Raw genomic sequence first — 24005 nt, forward strand, 5'->3', positions numbered from 1 at the left:
TCAAATTTTTAAGTTACCCATTCCTCCATCTACCGCCAATATTTGTCCTGTAACCCAACCTGATTTTTCACTTAACAAAAATGAAATCATATGAGCAATATCTTCGGGCTGACCTATTTTTTGCATCGGATTACGTTTCTGCATAGCTTCAATTTTCTCATCAGTTGCTAAAAATTTTGCACTCAATGGGGTATCCACTAAAGATGGAGCGATTGCATTTACTCTTATTGCTGGTGCAAATTCAGAAGCTAGTGATCTAGTTAAGCCTTCAAGTGCTCCTTTCGCCATTGCTATTGAAGAATGAAAAGGCATTCCAACACCAACAGCGACAGTACTGATTAATACAATGGATGCATTTGTAGATTGCTTCAAATTGGGCAAATAGTGTTGAATTACATTCACAGCTCCCAGCGCATTCACTTTATAATCTGTTAAAAAATCTTCCTCTTTGTATCTGTGAAATGGTTTTAGATTTATGGTACCCGGAAAGAAAACGATACCATCAATTGGTTCTTCCAGCTGTGGTAAACTTGCACTCGAATAGTCAACAACAGAATAAGAAGAGTCATACTCCGTAAATTCTCCTTTCGTACTAAGTCCAATAACATGGTAAGAATCTTTTTGCATAAGGTTTTTGGTAGCCATAGCTATTGCACTTGATGCGCCGGCAAATAAAACTGTTCTTTTCATTGTTTTGTTTAATTTATTTACAATAAAGTTAAACAAAAATATACTAAGTACTACGCAAACAAGCCTTAAATTTTTGCAAAAAAAATAGCCAACATAAAGTTGGCTATTGAAATAAAAAGATAGATTATTAATTAAGTTCTGCAAAAGTATCACCTTGACGGATATCTCCTGTTTTAAACCCTCTCATAAACCAATATTTTCGCTGTTCTGAGGTTCCATGGGTAAAAGATTCTGGAACCACGTGTCCTTGCATACGACTTTGAATCGCATCATCACCTACAGCTTCTGCAGCGCTGATTGCTTCATCAATATCATCAGGATCCAAATTTTGCTGATTGTATTTCGCCCATAATCCTGCATAAAAATCGGCTTGAAGTTCCAAAGCAACAGACAATTTGTTCGCTTCTGCCTGGGTCATATTGGCTTGCAACTTTCGGACTTTATTCGAAGTTCCCAATACCGTTTGTACATGATGACCCACTTCGTGAGCAATTACATACGAAATGGCGAAGTCGCCACCTTTGGCACCAAATCGGGTTTTCAATTCATTAAAAAATGCCAAGTCCATATAGACTTTTTCGTCTCCAGGGCAATAAAACGGACCAGAAGCTGCCGTTGCTGATCCACAAGCTGTTTCCACTGCATCTGTAAACAAGACCATTTTTGGCAATCGGTATTGCAAATTATTTTCGGCAAAAATTTTCTCCCAAGTATCCTCATTATCCGCAAACATCGTTGAGACAAAATCGCCAAGTACTTTTTCCTCTTCGGTAAGTTCTCTTTGTTCTGTTGGAGCCGAAGTGGTTTGTTGTTGATTCATTTGCTCCAGCACAGGTGTAATCATTTGTGCATTTTCTCCACCGAAAAGATTTACTAATAGTATAATAATTCCAATGATCCCACCACCTGCAACTACTTTCCCTCCAGATGACATACCTCTGCGGTCTTCTACGTTATCACTTTGACGTCTACCTTGCCATTTCATATTGTTTGTTTTTTAGTTGATGTGAATATAAAAATAAATTTAGATTTATTGTAGCCATTTTAGTAGCATATTTTCAAAAATGTCTTTATCAATAGGTTTAGAAATATAATCATTCATCCCGGATTCGAGACATTTTTCTTTTTCCCCTTTAATGGTTCCGGCAGTTAAAGCAATAATTGGAACTTTGCTATTGGATTTCCTAATATCAAGTGCCGCTTCGTACCCATTCATAATTGGCATTTGAATGTCTAGTAAAATTAAATCCGGATTGAATTCGCTACTCCGTTGTACTCCAATTTTACCATTTTGTGCTTCAATAATGTTTGCCTTTGGTAAAAGCTTTTTAATCAATGTCCGAGCCAAAAGCATATTAATTTTATTGTCTTCCACAATTAGAATCTTCTTTTCCAGTTCAAAAACATTCCGCAGGTATTGATGACTTAAATCCTCATAACGCACATCCAAGTTATTGACATCTATGGTATTGATTCCTTCGTCTTCTGAAAAATAATCCAACGTCAAATCAAAATAAAACGTACTCCCTTTTCTGAAATCGCTATGCAATTCCAAACTACTGTTCATTAAATTCAATATCTTATTGGAAATAGCCAATCCTAAACCTGTTCCACCATACTTTCTTGTGGTAGAATTATCTTCCTGTGAAAAAGGTTCAAAAATTTTATCTTGGTTTATTTTTTTGATTCCTATTCCGCTATCAATCACTGAGATTCTGATTTTGGATTTGTTTTCGTCCTGATCGATTAGATCCATTCTCAGCTCAACCGTTCCTTTGCTGGTAAACTTAACTGCGTTTGACAATAAATTGAGTAAAATCTGTTTGATACGAAGTGCATCTGTTGAAACGTATTTAGGCACACCCACACCAATATTGAATTTCAGTTCGATATTCTTTTGCACCGAATCGAATTTAATGATATCTAACACCTGATTGGCGGTTTCGAATAAATTGACTTGTTGGATTTCCAGATCCAACTTGCCGGTTTCAATTTTAGAAAAATCTAAGATATCATTAACAACATCCAATAAAATTCCAGCCGATTTGTTAACGGTACTTAAATATTCGTGTTGGGTTTTATCCAGTTGGGTTTCGCCCAGAATATCAGTAAAACCGATAATTGCATTCAAAGGTGTACGTATTTCATGGCTCATATTCGCCAAAAACTCTGATTTGGCCTTATTGGATGCTTCAGCATACTCACGGGCTTTGATTTCCGTTTCGATGGCTTTTTTCTCGGTGATATCAATTAAAATCCCTTCGATATAGGCTACTTTACCTTCTTTTAAAATCGTATCTCCAAACTCTTCTATCCAAATGTATTCCCCCGATTTCTTTTTAAGACGATACATAACATGAAAAGGTTCACTTCTTTCAATACACTCATTGGTATATTCTTTCAGATTTTCTTGATCGTCCGGGTGCACCAAATCAATTAACGACACTTCCCCTTTTATGAATTCCGACTTGTTGTATCCGGTTAGTTTCTCGATTTCATCATTCAGATATACTTTTGTCCAATTATCATCGAATTCAGAAAGATAAACCGTACCTGGAATATTATCGGCTAAGAGTTTGAATTTATCTTCACTTTCTTGAATTAATCGCTCCGAATGGATACGTTCTATTGTAGCAGAAATATTATTGGATAAAATTTGTAAAACGCCGATTTCATCTTCAGTCCATTTTCTACCATTGGTACAATCATCGAAACCTATAAATCCATAGAATTGATTTTTTACAAAAATAGGTAGTATAACAATGGTGATAATATTCTGTTTTTCCAACATTTCTCTGAGATGGCTATCGCCAATTTCGCTAACCACTTCATTAAAAATCTTGTCCCGCAGCAATGCAATAATCATAGTGTCAATCTCTTCATGCGGAATATTCTGTAATTCATTATTCGGCAATTGAGAAAAAATACCTTGTCTTACCCACTCTTGTTTTTGGCTTAATGTTAAAGTAATCGGATTGTTCTCAAAGTAATAAATTCGATCCACGTTTGCTGCTTCGCCCAATTTGGACAATGTAGTACTGAAAATTTCATTGAACGCTTCATCAATATCCGTTTTTTTAATAAGGATTTCAGTTGAAGAAGCAATGGCCGCAAGAATTTTGGTTTTTTCTTCCAATCGTTTCTCTGTTTCAAGACGCTTACTGGATTCTATAGCAAGTGACACCACTTCCGATACGGAACGCGCAAAATTGATATCATCATTGTCCCAATTTCGAAATTCCTTGGTTGTTTCAAAAGACAAAATAGAATGCAATTGTCCATTGACCATAACAGGCACATCTAAAAGAGATTTAATGCCGTTTTTAGGAAAATAAGTCGCTGTAAATTCTTTTGTCGCATCATTGTTATACACATCTGAAGCAACAACGATATTATCTTTTTCGAAAATCTCAAAATAGATTGGGTTTTCCGATTTGTAACTCACCAAATTTTCACCAAAACTATCCGAATGCAAAGAATAAGTATAGGGGCAAAACAAATTCTCTGTGGTGTAATTCCAAAAACTAATACGGTCAATTTTTGATCCTTGAGAAGCAGCTCTCAAAATATTCTTCGCCATATCCTCAAAAGAATCATTTGCGGTATACTGCTGCGTTACTAGATTATTGATGGTTTTGCTGTAAATTTCATTTTTGGCCTGTCGTTCAAACTGCTCCAGCTGAATTTTTTTGAGCAATGTCACATCTCGGGCAATAGCTCCAAAACCAGTAACTCTTCCTTCGTTATCACGGGTTAAAGACACTTTTTGAGAAATCCACAATTCCGAACCGTCTTTTTTTCTCGTTGGGAATTCGATGGTTGGAATTTCCTCATTCTTACCATAATATTTTTTATAAAACTCTAAAACTTCCGTCACATAGTCTTCTCTGATAAAATCGCTAAAATGTTTGCCTATGATGTCGTTATCCGAATAATTCAGCAATTTTCTGGAGAATGGATTCAAATAAATAAAATAACCGTACTTATCAATTTCATAGATGATATCCGAAGCATTTTCAATAAGAGTTTTGTAGTGATTCTGCGTTTCCTGTTGTTCGGTTACATCATGACCGATACCCAAATAGGTATCCTCCGAATACTTGGAATCCTTCCATTGTATGTATTTATAGCTTCCGTCTTTGCATCTTAACTTACGTACATAAAGCGTTTTACTTATCTCATAATTCTCGGTGGTAAACTCTTCATCCTGCGTAAGTTTCCAAAAATTAAACCCTTTAACTTCCTCCGAAGAATAACCCAAAATAGCCGTAATAGTTTGGCTGCAATACACAACTTCACCGGCTTTATTCACAGCAATGACCAATGAGGTACCTTTGTTTACAATATTATCTGCAAATAAGAAATTATCTTTTACTTTTAAGTTAACAATGTACCTGACATGATTAATAATAGAAATTAAAAATGCACTATACAAGGTTGTTACCATATACACTTTAGGTATCCAACCTTTATAATTGAAAAACAATAAAATGAAGAAATTTGTAACCGCAAAAATCCAATACATTCCAGGAGTTCTGAAAATATTATACGAGAGTACAAAGAGAATTAGCAAATCAAAATAACTAGCTACATGTTCGGGAACATTGATGATCCAATAGAGAATCAGAAAATAATACCCAAAAAAAACAATCGTGAATATTTTACTTATATTCTGAAAAACACTTTGAACTCTTTGGCTCAAAAAATAAATCATAACCAATACCACACCAATTGTAGCATTAATCTCAAAGGAATCTCTCCCTCGAACTGTAAAATATTCTACCAAAAACTCTATAGTTGGAATGGTAACTCCCAAAAAGAGAAAGTACAGACTGTATTGTTCGTTGGAATTTTCAATTTCAGAATAGCCTTCTATTAAATCGCGATTAACCGCTGAATAACCTTTAAAACCGTAAAAAATGACGAAGGCCAAAATAAAAATAAAGAAAGTAATAAACCACCAAGAATGATAGATATTATTAGTCAATTGGAGTGATAAATCATCCAAACTAGCAACACTTAAGGAATTGAACAGTATAATAAACTTAACCATCGATTCTAAAATCATTAATAGGCTGTGTTTCTTAAATTTATGAAGCAAACTAAACCTAATTTAGTAAAAAAAATGATATCCTTACTTATTTAGACGCTTTTTTATTTTTCTCTTCAATCCACTTGGACATAAATTTTGTACTCTGAAAAGAATGTTGGTATAGCAAGTTCCCAATAAAATTTGTTTGACGGTGTTCTCTTATATTTTCATAAAGTTCGTTAATCCGTTTTTGAAATTGATTTACAAACTGATTGCTGTTAAACTGTTGCAATATTCCAAACCCGTTTTTCTGCTTTTCACTCCAAAGATTTTGGTTAGTATACAAAGCCACAGCACTTGCACTAAAGGTTTCAAAATCGTCTGCTACAAAGCCATTCCAATTGGAATTATCCGCAATGCCTTCAATGCCTATAGTAGTGGTAACTGACGGAGTTCCCACCTGCATAGCTTCCAATAGTTTCCCTTTTTGACCTGCACCAAAACGCAGAGGTGCCAGCATTATTTTTGCACGTTCAACCACATCCTGAGCATCTTCGGCTCGTCCCATAATTAAAAAGCCTTCCTTTTCATTATGCAATTGCAGTACTTTTTGGCTTGGATAGGCACCATAAACAAAAAGTTTAGTGTGAGGTAATTCCTTTTTTATCAAAGGCCAAACTTTCGACTTTAATTGTTTCACTGCATCCCAATTCGGTTCATGAATAAAGTTGCCTATAAAAACAAAATCATTTCTTTCCTCAAATTCCAAACAATCATCTACATGCTTTGATTCATAAAACATGGGTAAATAATGTAGTAAAGCAGAATCAATTTTGAAACAATTTTTCAGAATACTCATTTCATATTCTGAAATCATCAAAGTCAAATCACATCTATAAATACTAGCAATTTCGCGCTTTGCAATGTCGGAATCCAACAAGTTTTGAAGGTCAAAATTGATTTCTTTTTTGATTGAATTTTGCCTTTCCAATCGAAGACAATGCAAATCCTCCGTATCCAAAACTCGAATGGCATTCGGACAATTCTCTACTACACGCCAACCAAATTGCTCCTCAGAAATGTATCGATCAAAAAGCACCATATCCGGGTTCAGTTTTTGTACAAAGGCATCAAAACCGGAAGCGTTCAGTTCAATACTTTCTTTCTGAATTCCCTTTGAATTCAAGTCGAACGAAAACTCACTTTCCTGAGCAGCCGAAGCAAATGTAACCTCAAACCCTTGACCAATGAATAGATCAATCAGCTGAAGAATTCTGATTCCCGCAGCGGAAGAAGTGGGTTCTGGCCAAACCAAACCGATAACTAAAAGGCGCTTCTTTTCCAAAATGAATATTTTATACAAAATACCCACTTTTATCTGTAATAATCAATGTCAAAAAATGTAATTTTGCATACTTATTTTAAGAAAATGCTGGGATTAAAATTAAAAACTGACCCAAGATGGGCCAATATCGTAGAAAGTAACATTGGTGAGATTTTATCAGACCATGCTTGGTGTGAACAAAAAGCAGCAACCAATGCAATAACCATGATCATCAATAATTCCGAAAAAGAAGAATTGGTTACCGAACTGATTACTATTGCTCGCGAAGAAATGGAACACTTTCAAATGGTTCACGATATCATCAAAAAAAGAAATTTGGAATTTACCAGAGAACGAAAAGATGATTATGTCAATCAATTGGCCAAATTCATGAAAAAAGACGGTAGTCGTGAACAATCCTTAATTGATCGATTGCTATTTTCGGCAATGATTGAAGCCCGTAGTTGCGAACGTTTTAAAGTACTTTCAGAAAACATAAAAGACGAGGAATTAGCAAAATTTTACCGCGACTTAATGATTAGTGAAGCTGGACATTATACCACTTTCTTAAATTTTGCCCGAAAATATGGCAATGTGGATGAAGTCAATAAACGTTGGAAACAATGGATCGAATTTGAAGGCGAGTTAATTACCAACTACGGAAAAACAGGAACTATTCACGGTTAGTCACAAGGATATCGTATCTTTTATTCACAAAGAAAAACAACATTTTTAAAAAGAAAACTATAGAATTTTCGCCACAAAAGGTTATTTTTATATTTAAAATAACTTTTTGAAGGCGAAATTTTTTCATATTCTTCTTTTTCTTTTTGCAAATCAGCTATTTGCACAACAACCCGTTACCATTCAATTAACCGAAAAAGACGGCCTACCTGACATTGAATTCTACGACATTTTAGAAGACAAGAGCGGTTTTATTTGGCTAGCTGCCGACAAAGGTCTCTATCGATATAACGGAAAATCATTTGTTAATTTTACGCATCCCGAAAAAAGAGGTTTGTCTGTTTTTGGTTTATTTCAAGATGAAAATGGTACAATCTGGTGTAATAATATTTCCGGTCAATTCTTTTATGTGAAAGATGGAAAATTGATTTTGTTTACCGACTTAAAAAATGAGTTAAAAGGACAACTCCCAGAATTTATTGTCAAAAAGAATGAACTTATTGCATTCTCAGAAAAAGGAATATTCAAAATCAATACTCAAAGCAAAAAAAAGGAATTAATCAAGGACAAATTTTCAAATTCTCCTTATTACAGAAATCCTTTTCAATACAATAATCAATTGTATTTCTCTTTGACCAATGAAATCAAAACTTTTAATCACAATCAAATTGAAACTCAATTTACATTCACTAATAAAGGGATAGAACCCAAAAACAATGCCTTCTGTGATTTAAAAGGTGCACTTTTGTTTACAACGTTTTATGATGGAAAACAACATTTCTTTATAAAAGAAAATCAAGACAAATCATTTACCAGTATAGAAGTACCCAGTCAATTAATTGACAAAACTTTTGTTCGTATCTTGAAAGAAGACAATTTACTCTGGTTTTGCACCAATCAAGGTGTGGTGGTATGTCGTCAGGAAGGACATAAAATCATCTATAAAAGCACCTATTTACCCAACGAGTATATTACCAAAGTAATAAAAGATAAAAACAATAATTTCTGGTTTAGCACATTAAGAAATGGCGTTTTTATTATGCCCAATATATATATACAAAAAATACAACTACCGGAAATTGCCAAAAACGTGAGCACAATGACAGTTATTGGCAATGATAATATCGCATTTGGAACACCCGAAGGGTTACTGGGAATAGTAAATACAAAAACGTACAAAAGCACAACTTTTCAACTCGAAAACAAATCGAAAATATGGCAACTGGTATACAATGAAAATTTCAACTCATTGTTTATAAGTCAGGAAAATCAATCGTATCTCTGGAACCTTAACGAAAGTACAATCTATAAACTCGCACATTTCACTGCTTCAAAAACGATGGTGGTGGCACAAAACAACTCTTTATTGAATGCCAGTTTTGACAGAGCCAATGTTATGGAAAACCCATTCACTGGTAACCGAAATCGAACCCTTTTCAATACCAATTTAACCCCAAAAATTTCAAATAGTACAATTACCCCAACCATTAAAAACATTAGAAAAAAAAGAGCGTACACTTGTTTTTATAGCTTAAACAACAATACTAATTATGTAGGTTTTGTTGATGATTTAATTCAATTTGATTCCGATTTCAAACCCACTGTTATACGTCATAAAAACCAACCTATTTTTGCAATTGGCATAGCAGAAACCAATGACGGCACCATTTGGGTTTCCACATTCAAGGATGGCATATTAGGAATAAAAGACAAAAAAGTAGTCTACAATCTAAATGCAAAAAAAGGATTACTTTCCAACGAAACAGGGAAACTTAAAAGTGATGGTGATCAACTTTGGATTTCGACCCAGGGCGGACTTCAGGTTTTTGATGTAAAAACAGGTTCGTTTCTAAATATTACCAAAAATGACGGACTCGAAAGTTACAGTATTTCGGATATAGAAATCATTCAAAACCAAGTGTATCTCTCCTCCAACAAAGGAATATTTACTTTGGATAAAACTAAAAGTTTCAAGAACCTGCAAAAGCCCGAAATATATTTCACAGGAGTAACCATTCAAGACAAAAACTCAGCTATACAAAAGAATTATTCGCTTAGCTACAATAAAAACGCTATTAAAATAAGCTTTAACAGTAATGGTTTCCAATCTTCAGAGAGCATCACATACCACTACCGCCTGACTGGATTCGCAAATGAATGGCGACCATTGGAAAAAGGAATTGATTTTGTTCGGTATTCCAGCTTACCTCCTGGAAATTATAGTTTTGAAGTAAAAGCAGAAAATCAAAATAAGATTCAATCCAAACCCATTTCAATCCATTTTGCAATAGAAGCTCCATTCTGGCAAAAATGGTGGTTTTACACATTTCTTTCGTTGATTACCGTTTTTATGATTTGGTTTTATTTCAGAAATCGCCTTCAAAGAGTAGAAACAGAAAAAAAGGTAATGATTGAAAAAGCTGAAACCGATAAAGAACTTATTCTTTCTCGACTTGAAAATTTGCGTTCTCAAATGAATCCCCATTTCATCTTCAATGCACTAAATTCTATTCAGGAATATATTTTAACCAATGAAAAAGAAACTGCCAGTACTTTTTTGGTTAAATTTTCACGTCTGATGCGCATTTACCTTGAGCACAGCAAAGAAAGTGAAGTACCACTAGAAGAAGAATTAAAAGCCATGCGATTGTATTTGGAACTAGAAAAAGACCGCTTTGAAGACACATTAGATTATACTATCATTGTAGACAAAGCACTAGACACGCAATCACTAAGCGTTCCGTCTCTTTTTATTCAGCCTTATGTAGAAAATGCTTTAAAACATGGTTTGCTCCATAAAAAAGAAGATAGAAAACTCGAAGTCCATTTTCGCATGAATCCAGAAAACGACACATTAATCTGTACAGTTACTGATAATGGAATTGGTAGGAAAGCATCCGCTGAAATGCATGGTAAAAAAGCGTACCTGCACAAATCCTTTGCAACCAGTGCCAATCAAAAACGAGTGGAACTAATCAACAAAACAAGAACCAAAAAAACCAGTGTTACAATTGAAGATTTACATGATAGTGATTTTGTCGCTACTGGAACAAAAGTGACTATATTAATTCCCATCTGAAAAATTTCAGCAAAAACTATGATTGTTTCAGAAAGAAATTATACCTAAGTAAAGAAAGAATACTAAAATTTGCAGTAAAAACAGAATCATGAAGGTTATCATTATAGACGATGAAAACAAAGCAAGACGTCTTATCAGCACTATTATTTCAGAAAATTTTCCCGAAATAACTTCTTTACTTGAAGCATCTGATTTAAAAGAAGGTGTTTCTCTGATTAAAGAACATCAACCTGAAATTGTTTTTTTGGACATTGAAATGCCAAATCATTCCGGTTTGGAGATCATGGACTTTTTTGAACCCAATGAAGTTAATTTTCAAGTAATCTTTATTACCGCCTATAACGACTATGCCATTCAGGCTTTTAAACTATCTGCCGTAGACTATATTTTAAAACCCGTAGATATTTCCGAATTAAAAAATGCAGTTGAGAAAGCAAAACAAAATATTGAAAAAGCAAACATCAACGACAAACTCGAAAATCTTAGAAAAGTATTCCATCAATTATCACTGAATAAGATTATTTTGGAAGTTCCCAAAGGCATTCTTTTTGTTGCACATGACGATATCATTTTGTTTGAAGCAGACGGAATGTATACTAAAGTATACATGAAAAACAACGAATCTCAATTGATTTGCAAACCGCTTAAACATTTTGCAGATCAACTTTCTGAAAAGTTCATTTTCTATAAACCTCACCGATCTTATTTGGTTAATTTGCGATACATGAAAGAACTTTCAAAAAAAGACGGATTTCATATAATCATGGAAAACAACAAAACCATTCCAATTGCAAAAGAGAAAAAAGAAGAGTTCATGCAAATGATTCAGGAATTGTTTTAAAATACATTTCAGCAAAAAAAAGAGACTGTTCAGAAAAAATTTGACTACTCCATCTTCGTTCCGTTTGATCTTTGTAACGAACATTAAATCAAACGGCTATGAGATTACAATTACTCTTTTTTACTTTCCTTTGTTGCACTGTGGAAGCGATTGCACAAATTCCAACAAATGCGTTAATCAAAGATTATAAATTTACTAACGGAGCCATAACCAGCGAAGTCAATCCGGCACTTTACTCAGGGAGCGCATTGCTAGTTCCCACAGGAAATTCAAGAACAAACACTACTGACCGAAATGGTGAAGCAAACAAAGCCATCAATCTAAATGGGGATTCTTTTAGTGCTGGCGGAACCAATGCGGCGAGTGTAAATAATTTTGCAGTAAGTTTTTGGTTGAAAACCACAAACAATGAAACCTCTAAACGCTATATTTTAGACCAACACAATACCGCTGCCAATCCAGCTGGTTTCAGTATCGCTTTAAAGGACGGAAAAATTTATTTTAATGGACAATACAGTTGGAATTTTCAATCCACAAGCGGAGCCAGCGGTGTACAAGAAGTAATTAGTCAGACCATTAATGACGGCCAGTGGCATCATGTTGTATGCCAGATGAGTTCAACAAGTTCTGGTCAATACGCTGGAAGCTTGGTGCAATACACCTTAACGTATACCTATTCAATGTATATAGATAATGTTTTTGTTGGAGCCGATGCTGAAACCAATTACGCCTCAGGATTAGCATCAGACACCTATTCGGTTAGAGCAATTACAGCCAACAAACCATTATTAATTGGAAAAAGTCATGATATCAATTTTTCAAATTATCAAGATGAAATCGATCAAATCCGATACTACGAACGTGTTTTAACCACACCGGAAATTGACATACTTTTTAATGAAGACAAACCTAGAATTAAAATCTATGTAAATGCGAATGCAACCGGTGCCAACAACGGTACAAGTTGGACCGATGCCTATACTAGTCTCGATGCCGCTATCACAGCTTCTACTTCTGCCAATGAAATTTGGGTAGCTGCAGGAACTTACAAACCATCGGGAACTGCAAGAACCTCAACATTCATGATGAAAAATTCTACAAAATTATATGGCGGATTCATCGGTACTGAAACGCAAATAAACCAAAGAAATCCTAAAACAAACACCACTATTTTATCCGGTGATTTGAACGGGAACGATACGAACAACATCATTGCGACTGAGTCTTCCCGACAAGACAATGCGTATCATGTCATTACAGTGAGAGGAAACATTCGGGATATAACTGTAGATGGATTTACAATCACTGGTGGAAATGCCAACGGACCAACATTAACTGGTGGCACAGCATCGGCACAATACTATCATACACGTGGTGGAGCAGTTTACATCAATACCTTTGCAGCCAATGACAATGCATTTATTACGCTTCAAAATTGTATTCTAGAAAAAAATACGGGCTCAGATACTGCAGTAATGTCGGGTTATTTTGCCGGAGGTGTAAACAATCAAATTTTCAATGCTAATCTTGACTCATGCATCATTCGTGATAATCATTCGGCAACCAATGCACAAATCCTTATTGCCGGTGCCAATGGTTATTCTTGGTATGGTAACAGCGAAATTAAAAACTGTCTTTTTTACAACAATACATCAGCATCTGGTGCATCTTGCTTGTATCTGAGTGCTAGTACTACTAATGGTGGAAATCAAAACGGTATCAATGTCGATGTAATCAATTCAACATTTTCGAATAATACTGGAGTAACCGGAAATACAATACGCACGGACAACGGATCCAATACCCGTTTTAAAAATAGTATTATATACGGTAACGGATCGACAACGCCATTCTCAATCAACGGTACATTGGGTGGACCGTCTTTACAGAATACCATTTCGCAAGGTGGACAAATTAGCGGTATAAACAGCAATCCTGATTTAAAATCGGATTACACATTAAATTCAGGTTCACCAGCCATCGATGCGGGTAATAACAATCATATTCCATATGGATTAAATCTTGATTTAAATGGAAATCCACGTATTGTAAATACAACTGTTGACTTGGGAGCCTTTGAATATGATGCCACATTGAGTAATGACAACTTTGATGCATATGATGCTTTCACTATTTTTCCAAATCCAGCAAATAACCATATTACCATCAATAGTTTAGAAAGTATTGAAAAAATAGAAATCTATTCATTGTTGGGGCAAAAGGTAAGTTCATTCTCTTCTGTATGGGCCGATATCTCTGAACTTCCATCAGGTATTTATCTCCTAACCATCCAAACTACCGAAGGTAAAATTGGAACTAAAAAAATGATCAAAAAATAATTCAGACTACCAATTCAATTTAAAGTGCTTCTCAATTTAGGAAGCACTTTTTATTTGTTTTCATGTAACATTTCTTCGTAATAATTGTCTAATTACTATAATTGAAAAACTAAAGAAATTATGCAAGCTCACGAAATTGATTACCATATTTATGGTGAAGAAATGCAATATGTTGAAATAGAATTAGACCCACAAGAGGTTGTTGTTGCCGAAGCAGGAAGCTTTATGATGATGGACAACGGCATCAAAATGGAAACAATTTTCGGTGATGGATCCGGACAACAAACAGGTATCATGGGTAAACTTTTAAGTGCTGGTAAACGAATGCTTACTGGCGAAAGTTTATTTATGACCGCTTATATGAACCAAGATTCGGGCAAAAGAAAAGTATCGTTTGCATCTCCGTATCCTGGAAAAATTGTCGCTATCGATTTAACTCAGTATCAAGGAAAATTCATTTGCCAAAAAGACTCTTTCTTATGTGCTGCCAAAGGCGTTTCGGTAGGTATTGAGTTTTCTAAAAAATTAGGCCGTGGGCTTTTTGGTGGTGAAGGTTTCATCATGCAAAAAATTGAAGGAGATGGAATGGCTTTTGTACATTCTGGTGGAACATTGGCCCGCAAAGAATTACAACCCGGCGAAGTTTTAAAAGTAGATACAGGATGTATTGTTGGTTTTACCCAAGATATTGATTACGATATCGAATTCATTGGAGGAATCAAAAATTCAATCTTCGGAGGAGAAGGTTTGTTCTATGCTACACTTCGAGGACCAGGAATAGTCTATATCCAATCGTTACCTTTTAGTAGATTAGCCGGCAAAATTATTGCCGCTGGTGGATTCAACAGTACCAAAGAAGAAGGTGGAGTTTTAGGTGGATTAGGAAAATTAGTCGACGGAATTTAATCTGAGACTTCAATACATAAAAAAAAGACTAAGCAATGCTTAGTCTTTTTTTTATGTATTCTTTGTAGTTTATATTTTAACGGACAATTTTTTAATTCCCATACTAAACAACGTAAAAGCCTGAATATCTACATTTTCCTGGATAGTTGCTGCCACAGATTTTCCGGCACCATGTCCAGCATTGATATCGATACGAATTAGCATCGGATTTGAACCCGAATATTTCTCTTGCAATTCGGCAGCAAATTTAAAACTGTGTGCAGGCACTACACGATCATCATGATCACCTGTAGTTACCATAGTGGCAGGATATTGTCTATCGGGTTTCACATTATGCACCGGCGAATATTTTTTAATATACTCAAACATTTCCACCGAATCTTCCGAAGTTCCATAATCGTAGGCCCAACCTGCTCCAGCAGTAAATGTATGATAACGCAGCATATCTAAAACTCCAACAGCAGGTAAAGCAACTTTCATCAAATCCGGACGTTGCGTCATTACTGCACCAACCAATAATCCACCGTTTGAACCTCCTCTAACTGCTAAAAAGTCATTTGAAGTAAACTTCTCAGCAATCAAATATTCGGCTGCTGCAATAAAATCATCAAAAACATTTTGCTTCTGCATTTTAGTTCCCGCATCATGCCATTTCTTTCCGTATTCACCACCACCTCTCAAATTGGGTACTGCAAATACGCCTCCATTTTCCAACCAAAGCGCTGTAGAAATACTGAAACTTGGCGTTAAACTCACATTAAAACCTCCATAACCATAAAGAATGGTTGGATTCTTTCCATTAAGTTTGATTCCCTTTTTATAAGTAATAATCATGGGAATTTTAGTTCCGTCTTTGGAGGTATAAAATACTTGTTTGGATTCGTATTCGTCCGAATTGAAATCAACTTTCGGTTTTTGATATACCTTAGAAATTCCGGTTTTAGGATCTAAAGAATAAATACTTCCAGGAGTATAATAATTAGAAAAGAAATAATACAAAACATCATCTTTAGGTTTACCCGAAAAACCACCTGCTGTACCTACTCCAGGCAACTCAATAGTACGAACTAAATTACCATTATAATCAAATTGTTTCACCAAAGAAACAGCATCCTTCATATAATCTGCAAAAATAAAACCACTACCGGTTGTAACAGATAAAACATTATCCGTTTCACCGATTAAATCTTTCCAGTTTTCCGGTGTTGGATTCGCCACATCTACGGTTACAACCTTCTTATTTGGTGCTTTGTAGTTGGTATAGATGAACAATTTACCACCTACGTTTTCAACAACATCATTATCGGAATTGAAATTATCCACAATTGTAACAATTGGACTATTTACTGCAGAAAGATCTTTAATATACAATTCGTTACCGGAAGTCGAATTCGAAGCCGAAATTACTAAATAGTGATCGTCTTCCGTTACACCACCACCAACATAACGTCGTTTTTGATCTAAACCAAAGATTACTTTATCTTCTTTTTGAGATGTCCCTAATTGATGATAATACAATTTATGTTGATCGGTTTTTGCCGAAAGTTCACTTCCATTTGGTTTGTCATAACTTGAATAATAGAATCCATCGTTTTTATACCAAGAAATTCCACTAAACTTCACATCAACCAATTTATTCTCGAGTACTTGTTTTGTTTTCGTATCAATAATAATTACTTCGCGCCAATCTGAACCGCCAATTGAAATTTGATACGCTGCTTTACTTCCATCTTTTGAAAAATTAATTCCTGCCAAAGAAGTCGTACCGTCTGTAGAAAAAGTATTTGGATCCAAAAAAACCTCTTCTTTTCCTGATTGGTCTTTACGATACAAAACCGATTGATTTTGTAAACCGTTGTTCTTAAAAAAGTAGGTAAAATCACCCTCTGTAAAAGGTGAGCCTATTTTCTCGAAATTCCACATTTTTTCCAAACGCTTTTTCAAAGCATCTCGATACGAAATCTGATCTAAATAGTTATAGGTAACCGAATTTTGCTCTTTTACCCAAGCTTCTGTTTCTGAGGAGCGATCGTCTTCCAACCATCGGTAAGGATCATTCACTTTGATACCAAAGTAGCTATCAACATGTTCTACTTTCTTTGTTGTAGGATATTTCATTCCTTTTGCAATCTTTTTTGTTTGAGCATTAGCCGAAATTGTAATTACTATGGCCAATGATGTAACTAGTTTTTTCATTGTTTGAATTTGGTTTAACGCAAAAATACGTTTTCAAACCATAATATCTAGTTAATAACAAAATACCTGAAATTTGTTACAAATTAAAATTAATTCCAATACTAAAGTTTCTACCAATATTTGGAATACCGTCTGCTTTTAATCGCGATAAATGGGAAACATACTCACGGTTGAGCACATTATTACCATTTAAACTTAATTCACATTTAAATGCTTTACAATTAATTTGACCTCCCAATCCGAAATTCAACAAACTATATTCCGAAGTTTTCGTTTCAAACATTCCAACATTGTTTTGAGCAAAAAAAGTGTCAAAGTTTAAAGAGGCATAACCTGCTTTAAGCCATTTGAATTTAAAATCAGTTTTAATGGTATTACTCCATTTATTAGAAGGAATTAGTGGCAAAAATTCTCCATCATGTTTCTTCCCGGTTACAGATTCGAAGCTACTGGTAATATGCAGCCAATCTACTGGATGCGGATGCAAGTGAATTCCGGCTTCCCCACCATATAAATTGGCATCGTTTTGTACATAATCGTAAACATCATTACCATCGATAACATTTCCATTCGGAGCAATAAAAATATAATTCCTGATACGGTTGTAAAATCCGTTCACAAAAAATTCAAAATGTTTATTTCCGTATTCAAAATTCAAATCGGTTTGAATGTTTTGTTCATTTTTAAGGTTCGCATTACCAATTTCGTAGCGATTACTCCCTTCATGAACCCCGTTTGATGTTAGTTCGGCTAAGTTGGGTGCTCTAAATCCAGAAGCAATATTCAAACGCATGGTTAAATTAGCGGTGATTGATGTTTTATAACCCAATGAAGCGTTCCAACTGTTGAATTTTTTATCAATGGCTTGAAAGTAACCTTCTTCTCCCACTACTCCATGATTTTCGGTAGTAATATTTCTATTATCAAAACGAATACCCGCTTGAATTACATGCTTTTTCAACGTATAATTTGTCGTTATCAAAGCTCCGACATCATTAGTTTTAGCATTAGGAATTAACATCTCCTCACCAAAATTGGTATTTGTTTGTGTCATTCCTTGTACACCAAAAATAGTTTCAAATTTTCCGAATTTTGGAAATTCATATTTTGCATCAAAATTAAAAGTTTGCAAATCCATATCTAGAATAGGTTTCAAACTATCTTCAAATTCTTTTCTATCGTTAGCTATATATCCAAAATCCAAATTCAATTTAGAGTTTTTAAAGAAGATTTTATTGTGCAAGCTTGCAATTTGACTAAACACACCCTGACGCGGGAAATCTGGGTTTCTAACCGTGGTGTTTTTACCAATTTCCTCGGGTAATCCTAAAGTCAAAAGATTTAAATTATAGCGAAAGGTTGAAGAAAATTTAGCATTACTGTAACTAATACCGGTTTTAAAATCGGTTTCTTCAAAACGAGTATTGGTAACCCTGTTTCCATTTGGCATTTGGTAATCGATATGAGTATTATAGCTACCCCTAGTTAAAAATTTCCAATTTTCATTGGATGATTTCAAACCAAAACTGGTCGTACTACCTTGTGAATTGGTAAAATACTTTTGGCTAAAATCTGCTGCATATGAATTCGGATTTGCAAATTTTTCTGGATTAAAATACAACACACCTCCCAAAGCATCTGAACCATATAATAAAGAAGCCGGTCCTTTGATAACCTCTACACTTTCAACACCATTATCATTCAATCCTAAGCCGTGTTCTTCGCCGAATTGCTGATTTTCCAATCGAACACCTTGTGTATAAATCAAAACTCTGTTTCCGCTTAAACCACGTATAACCGGCTTACCTATGGAAGTACCTGTAGAAATATTGGACACTCCGGGAATCGTTGCCAAACCCTCAACTAATGAAGCCGCTCCTTTTTGTTTCAAATCTTTGATCTTCTGATTTTCAACTTTCATTACATTTTGCGATTGCATTTTATTGAAAACTGTCGAAACGATCACTTCATCAATATGGTGAGTATGTTCCTCCGTCAATACAACATCATACTCTGTTTCACCATCTTTCAATTGGATAGTGACAATGGTACTATCAAATTCAGGGTGTGAAAAAATAATCGTAAAACTTCCCGATGGTAAATTCACAAATCGGTATTTACCTTCTTCGTTGGTAATTATTTCTTTATGCAACTCTGGGATAGCCACAGTAGTATTTTTAATGGGATGCTTATTTTCGTCCGATACAGTTCCGGAAAAGCTGCTTTGCGCATTTACAAAAGACGTTAACCCTATAAATAGGGATAAAAAAAATGATTTCATTGGATTTAATGATTATTGTTTAAATAGAAAATGGAAATCCAAAATGAATTGGAAATCCTAAAAAATATCGTAAACAATAAAAGAAGGTGGGCCTCGGGATTTTGATGTACTACCAGAGAAAAAAACAAATTTTTCACCGTAACCAAACAAACTGATAGTATCGTAAACCGGAATTTTACTTTCAAAAGTAAAAAAATCGGTTGGTATGTAGTTGCTAAAAGCATATTCACAAACAAAACAGTCGTCAAAATCATGATGACTGTGTGTGAATTCAGTTTTATCTTTATGGTATTTGTGGTCGCAATGTTCAGAAGTTAATTGCTCGACTAAATGCTCGAATGAATGCAGTGATTGAAACAGTACTCCAAAGAGTACTACCATCACCAAAGAGTAGTTTAATATGACTAATTTCTTTTTCATTCTGAACAAATATATAAAACAAAAAATAAATCCGTTCAACAAAAAGTCAAACGGATTCAAATTAATTTATTTTTTAAGCGGTTACACTAAATTATTAGCTACAAGATATTCAGCGATTTGAATGGCATTTGTAGCGGCACCTTTACGTAAATTATCCGCAACAATCCACATATTTAATGTATTCGGCTGACTTCCATCTCGACGAATTCTACCTACGAAAACATCGTCTTTGCCTTGGGCGTATAAAGGCATTGGGAACGTAAAAGTATCTACATTGTCCTGAACATTGACACCTTGGGTATGATGCAAAATCTGACGAACATTACTTACTTCAAAGTCTTTTTCAAACTCAACGTTTACCGCTTCACTATGCCCTCCAACAACTGGTATTCTAACTGCAGTGGCTGTAACAGCAATTGTTTTATCGTCTAAAATTTTTTGTGTTTCACGAACTAATTTCATTTCCTCTTTAGTGTAATCATTTTCTTCAAAAACATCACATTGAGGTATTGCGTTGCGGTGAATTTGATATTTATAAGCCATTTCACCTTTTACACCTTCGTATTCATTTTCCAATTGTCGAACCGCTTTCACACCTGTTCCTGTGATGGACTGATAGGTAGAAACAACTACACGCTTGATGTCGTATTCTTTATGTAATGGTGCCAAAACCATTACCATTTGAATAGTCGAACAATTGGGGTTAGCAATAATTTTATCTTCTTTCGTCAAAACAGAAGCATTGATTTCAGGAACAATTAATTTTTTGGTTGGATCCATTCTCCAAGCAGAAGAATTGTCAATTACTGTGGTACCAACCTCAGCAAATTTGGGTGCCCATTCTTTAGAAGTATCTCCACCAGCAGAAAAAATTGCAATAGCAGGCTTCATGTCAATAGCTGTTTGCATTCCAACCACCTTATACTTATTGCCTTTAAATTCAATCTCGTTTCCAACAGATCTTTCTGAAGCAACTGGGATTAATTCTGTAATTGGAAAATTTCTTTCCGCCAATACCTGAAGCATTACTTCTCCTACCATACCGGTAGCACCTACAACGGCTACTTTCATCTTAAATGTGTGTGTTTAAATTTTGACAACACAAAAGTAAATAATATTTGGTTTCCAAAAACGTATTAACAAAATTTAACAAAATGTTATAAACATACAAATTACTTCTTTTTGAATACGAGTATAACATTAACTTAACAAGTTTTTACAACCCGAATTCAATTGATTTACAAAAGAATAACCCAAATATAAACTAAGAAAATTCTTATTTTTATTATTTTTGCGCCAACTAAAAAATGAAAAAAAATGAAAAAAATCTTATTACTTCTGTTATGCTTTGGGGCGCATAACTTACTTACAGCGCAAACCACGCTTGTCAGTACCGGTTCTTCATGGAAATACTTAGCCAATGGCTCCAATCAGGGAACGGCTTGGAGAGCCACTACCATTAACGAAACAGGATGGTCGCAAGGAAATGCGCAACTGGGCTACGGTGATGGAGACGAAGCCACTGTGGTATCCTATGGGTCAAGTTCTTCAAACAAATATATTACTACCTATTTTAGAAAAACATTCAATGTAGCTAATGCAAGTGCGTTCTTGAACTATACATTAAAAGTAAAAAGAGATGATGGTGTTGCAGTTTACGTTAATGGAACGGAAGTTTACAGAAATAATTTAGCCTCCGGAGCGAGTTATACTACTTTAGCAACATTGGCGAGTGATGACGGTGGAACATTTCAAACTACAACTCTTCCTGTCAATACTTTTGTAACCGGTAATAACACAATCGCAGTTGAAATTCATCAAAATGCAGCCAACAGTTCTGACATCAGTTTCGATTTGGAACTTATCGGTAACATCAGTGCACCAGCATCTGTAACACAGAAGCATATTCGTTGGGGAACTACAAAAAATCCATTGGAAGGTTTGACCGTATCATGGACCAATTCAACCGCAGCAACCACAGACCAAATTAAATGGGGATACACTACATCGTATGAACAAGGCACAAGTAATGTAGCTTCTCGTTCCGGATATTCGTCATCTACTAATAAATTTTTCAGTTATACTTTTCCAGGAGCTGTGACCGCTAACTCAATTATTTACTATTCTTTATTTGATTCGGTTTCAGGAGTATGGAGTGCACAAAAAACATACTCAACCGCTCCAGATTTAACTACCAATACATTTAAATTTGCAGCGGTTGGAGACAGTAGAACTAATGTTGGTGTTTGGAATACCATTTCTACATTAACCAACAACAGAAATCCCGCTTTTGTGGTATTCAACGGAGATATTGTTGACACGGGTAGTTCAGCATCACAATGGAATGCTTGGTTTGATAATGGAAAAAATCTAATTGAAAACAAATTAATTTTACATGCTCAAGGTAATCACGACGTAGCTTCCGCTTCCTATTACCAGAACATTTTCGATTTACCAAAAAACAACACTCCACAAACCGAATTGTATTATTCGGTAGAATATGGAGAAACAGTATTTATTTGTTTGAACTCTGAAACACCTTCGGATGTAACTCAATACAATTGGCTTAAAGCAACTTTAGCTGCCAACGCAACAAAAAAATGGAAAATAATATCTTTTCACAGACCATTCTATACTGTTGGTCCTCATGCTGGTGAAATGGATGCCTATTGGAATACATGGTTCAAAGCTTTTGACGATTATGGAGTAGATTTGATTTTAACAGGCCATGATCATTTGTACGAGCGTTTTAAACCTATAAACCGAAATGTAAGTACTACATCTCCGGTAGCAAATTATGGTAGCCAACCAACTGAAGGAAGATGTCAGGTTGTTTGTGGTGGTGCTGGCGCGCCTTTATATACAGCGGGAAGCTCTTCTTTCTTACAAGCCTTTAAATCCGATTATCATTATGTAATGTTTGATGTAACCAATACAATGTTATGCGGTACTGTTTACGACGATACTAATGTAGCAATTGATAATTTCTGCATTAACAAACCGTATTTAGCAACACAACCACAAAAGCAAACTTTCTATCCAATTAAAGTGTATCCGAATCCGATTCAAGAATCATTCAAAGTTGATTATTCATCACCATACACAGGAAATGCTATTATCAATATTTACGATGTAAAAGGAAAACTAATTACAACGGAAAAAACCAACAAATCGACAACAGATTTCTCATACACCTATAATGGCAAAGCATTAAAAGCAGGTGTATATGTTTTTGAAATTCAAATGGAAAACCAAAAAGACACATCCATATTAGTCCGTGAATAAGAATATCTTAAATAGCATTGAAAAATGTGCCCGATTAGGTGTTTTCGGCACCTATTTGGGTCATGGTATTGTAGCTTTGGGCGTCAACCCAAAATGGATACCATTACTTACCTGTTTCGGTTTTACCGATGCACAAGCAATACAACTACTGCCACTTATAGGAATTTTGGATATTATTGTAGCAATACTAGTTTTATTATTCCCCATCCGAATTATTGTCTTATGGGCTATCCTTTGGGCATTAGCAACTGCCTTAAGCAGACCAATTTCCGGTCAAGAATTTATAGAATTTGTTGAGAGGTCAGCCAATTGGTGTTTACCATTAGTTTTACTTCTCATTTTAGGAATACCTGAAAACGCAAAAAACTGGCTCAAGGTAAGATCATAAAAAAAGGAGGATTTTTGAATCCTCCTTTTTTATAAACAAAACTTTATTTTTTAAGCAAATCTCTAATTTGAGTAAGCAATTCTTCCTGAGTTGGACCTGCTGGAGCAGCTGGCGGTTCAGGCTTCTTCATTTTATTGATTGCTTTAATAATCAAAAACATTACGAATGCGACAATGATAAAATCAATAAGAGCAGTTAAAAAAGCGCCCCATTGGATTGCAACTTCAGCAACGGCGGGTGTAGTTACAGCTCCTGCAGTATCTTTAACTTCAGCTACCCCATCGACAATAACAAATTTTTTGTCATTAAGATCTATACCTCCCATTAGCAGACCAACAACCGGTGCGAACATTTTCTCAACAAAAGCGGTAACCACTTTTCCAAAAGCGCCTCCCATTACGAAAGCAATTGCCATATCCACCAGATTGCCTTTCATGGCAAACTCTTTAAATTCTGAAATAAATCCCATAAATAATTGTTTTTTTTGGTTAGTTAATTGTAATTGATTCGCTAATTTAACATTTTTTATCAATTGACAAA

At 35.0% G+C, this 24005-nt stretch carries 16 protein-coding genes; 7 read left to right on the forward strand and 9 right to left on the reverse strand.

The window, feature by feature from the left end; genetic code table 11:
- The 4 genes from ACS8MM_RS05705 to ACS8MM_RS05720 all read right to left on the reverse strand — a co-directional run bounded on the left by ACS8MM_RS05705 (position 1) and on the right by ACS8MM_RS05720 (position 7067).
- Complete coding sequence (locus tag ACS8MM_RS05705; protein WP_379713971.1) at positions 1-690, reverse strand: SDR family NAD(P)-dependent oxidoreductase; 690 nt, start codon at positions 688-690, stop codon at positions 1-3.
- 127 nt (positions 691-817) lie between these two features.
- Positions 818-1675: a KPN_02809 family neutral zinc metallopeptidase gene (gene ypfJ / locus ACS8MM_RS05710; RefSeq protein ID WP_379713973.1), complete on the reverse strand. Its 858-nt coding sequence runs from the start codon at positions 1673-1675 to the stop codon at positions 818-820.
- A gap of 45 nt (positions 1676-1720) precedes the next feature.
- Positions 1721-5758 carry a PAS domain S-box protein gene (locus ACS8MM_RS05715; protein ID WP_379713975.1) on the reverse strand — a complete coding sequence of 1346 codons (4038 nt, stop codon included), beginning with the start codon at positions 5756-5758 and terminating at the stop codon, positions 1721-1723.
- A 70-nt stretch (positions 5759-5828) separates the two neighbouring features.
- On the reverse strand, positions 5829-7067 hold the full coding sequence (locus ACS8MM_RS05720; RefSeq protein WP_379713977.1) for a glycosyltransferase family 4 protein: 1239 nt from the start codon (positions 7065-7067) through the stop codon (positions 5829-5831).
- 84 nt (positions 7068-7151) lie between these two features.
- Here ACS8MM_RS05720 and ACS8MM_RS05725 point away from each other — a divergent pair, with 84 nt between their 5' ends.
- The 5 genes from ACS8MM_RS05725 to ACS8MM_RS05745 all read left to right on the forward strand — a co-directional run bounded on the left by ACS8MM_RS05725 (position 7152) and on the right by ACS8MM_RS05745 (position 14895).
- Positions 7152-7733 carry a tRNA-(ms[2]io[6]A)-hydroxylase gene (locus tag ACS8MM_RS05725; RefSeq protein WP_379715002.1) on the forward strand — a complete coding sequence of 194 codons (582 nt, stop codon included), beginning with the start codon at positions 7152-7154 and terminating at the stop codon, positions 7731-7733.
- A 106-nt stretch (positions 7734-7839) separates the two neighbouring features.
- Entirely contained in the window at positions 7840-10809 is a 2970-nt protein-coding gene (locus tag ACS8MM_RS05730) for a sensor histidine kinase (RefSeq protein WP_379713979.1), read from the forward strand.
- An 88-nt stretch (positions 10810-10897) separates the two neighbouring features.
- Positions 10898-11650: a LytR/AlgR family response regulator transcription factor gene (locus tag ACS8MM_RS05735; protein WP_379713981.1), complete on the forward strand. Its 753-nt coding sequence runs from the start codon at positions 10898-10900 to the stop codon at positions 11648-11650.
- Between the two features lie 98 nt (positions 11651-11748).
- Entirely contained in the window at positions 11749-13989 is a 2241-nt protein-coding gene (locus ACS8MM_RS05740; protein ID WP_379713983.1) for a T9SS type A sorting domain-containing protein, read from the forward strand.
- Positions 13990-14109: 120 nt separating this feature from the next.
- Entirely contained in the window at positions 14110-14895 is a 786-nt protein-coding gene (locus tag ACS8MM_RS05745; RefSeq protein ID WP_379713985.1) for a TIGR00266 family protein, read from the forward strand.
- 69 nt (positions 14896-14964) lie between these two features.
- On the opposite strand, the gene ACS8MM_RS05750 is transcribed toward ACS8MM_RS05745, so the two are convergent.
- The 4 genes from ACS8MM_RS05750 to ACS8MM_RS05765 all read right to left on the reverse strand — a co-directional run bounded on the left by ACS8MM_RS05750 (position 14965) and on the right by ACS8MM_RS05765 (position 20863).
- Positions 14965-17013, reverse strand: a complete 2049-nt coding sequence (locus ACS8MM_RS05750) for a prolyl oligopeptidase family serine peptidase (protein ID WP_379715004.1) — start codon at positions 17011-17013, stop codon at positions 14965-14967.
- 154 nt (positions 17014-17167) lie between these two features.
- On the reverse strand, positions 17168-19372 hold the full coding sequence (locus ACS8MM_RS05755) for a TonB-dependent receptor (protein WP_379713987.1): 2205 nt from the start codon (positions 19370-19372) through the stop codon (positions 17168-17170).
- 57 nt (positions 19373-19429) lie between these two features.
- Complete coding sequence (locus ACS8MM_RS05760; protein WP_379713989.1) at positions 19430-19792, reverse strand: hypothetical protein; 363 nt, start codon at positions 19790-19792, stop codon at positions 19430-19432.
- Between the two features lie 81 nt (positions 19793-19873).
- On the reverse strand, positions 19874-20863 hold the full coding sequence (locus ACS8MM_RS05765) for an aspartate-semialdehyde dehydrogenase (protein ID WP_379713994.1): 990 nt from the start codon (positions 20861-20863) through the stop codon (positions 19874-19876).
- Positions 20864-21109: 246 nt separating this feature from the next.
- Here ACS8MM_RS05765 and ACS8MM_RS05770 point away from each other — a divergent pair, with 246 nt between their 5' ends.
- Together ACS8MM_RS05770 and ACS8MM_RS05775 are read left to right on the forward strand one after the other, a co-directional pair.
- On the forward strand, positions 21110-23077 hold the full coding sequence (locus tag ACS8MM_RS05770) for a metallophosphoesterase (protein WP_379713996.1): 1968 nt from the start codon (positions 21110-21112) through the stop codon (positions 23075-23077).
- Positions 23070-23465 carry a hypothetical protein gene (locus ACS8MM_RS05775; protein WP_379713998.1) on the forward strand — a complete coding sequence of 132 codons (396 nt, stop codon included), beginning with the start codon at positions 23070-23072 and terminating at the stop codon, positions 23463-23465. The genes ACS8MM_RS05770 and ACS8MM_RS05775 overlap by 8 nt, the downstream gene beginning before the upstream one ends.
- Before the next feature lie 43 nt (positions 23466-23508).
- Here ACS8MM_RS05775 and mscL read toward each other — a convergent pair whose 3' ends face one another.
- Positions 23509-23934, reverse strand: coding sequence for a large conductance mechanosensitive channel protein MscL (gene mscL / locus ACS8MM_RS05780; RefSeq protein ID WP_379714000.1), 426 nt, complete (start codon positions 23932-23934; stop codon positions 23509-23511).
- Positions 23935-24005 lie beyond the last annotated feature (71 nt).

The sequence above is a fragment of the Flavobacterium sp. MAHUQ-57 genome (assembly GCF_051908335.1).
Classification (GTDB): domain Bacteria; phylum Bacteroidota; class Bacteroidia; order Flavobacteriales; family Flavobacteriaceae; genus Flavobacterium.

Excerpts from the sequence above, each read along its gene's own strand:
- ACS8MM_RS05705 (WP_379713971.1), bottom strand. The coding sequence starts at position 690 with ATGAAAAGAACAGTTTTATTTGCCGGCGCATCAAGTGCAATAGCTATG.
- ypfJ (WP_379713973.1), bottom strand. The coding sequence starts at position 1,675 with ATGAAATGGCAAGGTAGACGTCAAAGTGATAACGTAGAAGACCGCAGA.
- ACS8MM_RS05715 (WP_379713975.1), bottom strand. The coding sequence starts at position 5,758 with ATGATTTTAGAATCGATGGTTAAGTTTATTATACTGTTCAATTCCTTA.
- ACS8MM_RS05725 (WP_379715002.1), top strand. The coding sequence starts at position 7,152 with ATGCTGGGATTAAAATTAAAAACTGACCCAAGATGGGCCAATATCGTA.
- ACS8MM_RS05735 (WP_379713981.1), top strand. The coding sequence starts at position 10,898 with ATGAAGGTTATCATTATAGACGATGAAAACAAAGCAAGACGTCTTATC.
- ACS8MM_RS05740 (WP_379713983.1), top strand. The coding sequence starts at position 11,749 with ATGAGATTACAATTACTCTTTTTTACTTTCCTTTGTTGCACTGTGGAA.
- ACS8MM_RS05745 (WP_379713985.1), top strand. The coding sequence starts at position 14,110 with ATGCAAGCTCACGAAATTGATTACCATATTTATGGTGAAGAAATGCAA.
- ACS8MM_RS05750 (WP_379715004.1), bottom strand. The coding sequence starts at position 17,013 with ATGAAATATCCTACAACAAAGAAAGTAGAACATGTTGATAGCTACTTT.
- ACS8MM_RS05755 (WP_379713987.1), bottom strand. The coding sequence starts at position 19,372 with ATGAAATCATTTTTTTTATCCCTATTTATAGGGTTAACGTCTTTTGTA.
- ACS8MM_RS05760 (WP_379713989.1), bottom strand. The coding sequence starts at position 19,792 with ATGAAAAAGAAATTAGTCATATTAAACTACTCTTTGGTGATGGTAGTA.
- ACS8MM_RS05765 (WP_379713994.1), bottom strand. The coding sequence starts at position 20,863 with ATGAAAGTAGCCGTTGTAGGTGCTACCGGTATGGTAGGAGAAGTAATG.
- ACS8MM_RS05770 (WP_379713996.1), top strand. The coding sequence starts at position 21,110 with ATGAAAAAAATCTTATTACTTCTGTTATGCTTTGGGGCGCATAACTTA.
- mscL (WP_379714000.1), bottom strand. The coding sequence starts at position 23,934 with ATGGGATTTATTTCAGAATTTAAAGAGTTTGCCATGAAAGGCAATCTG.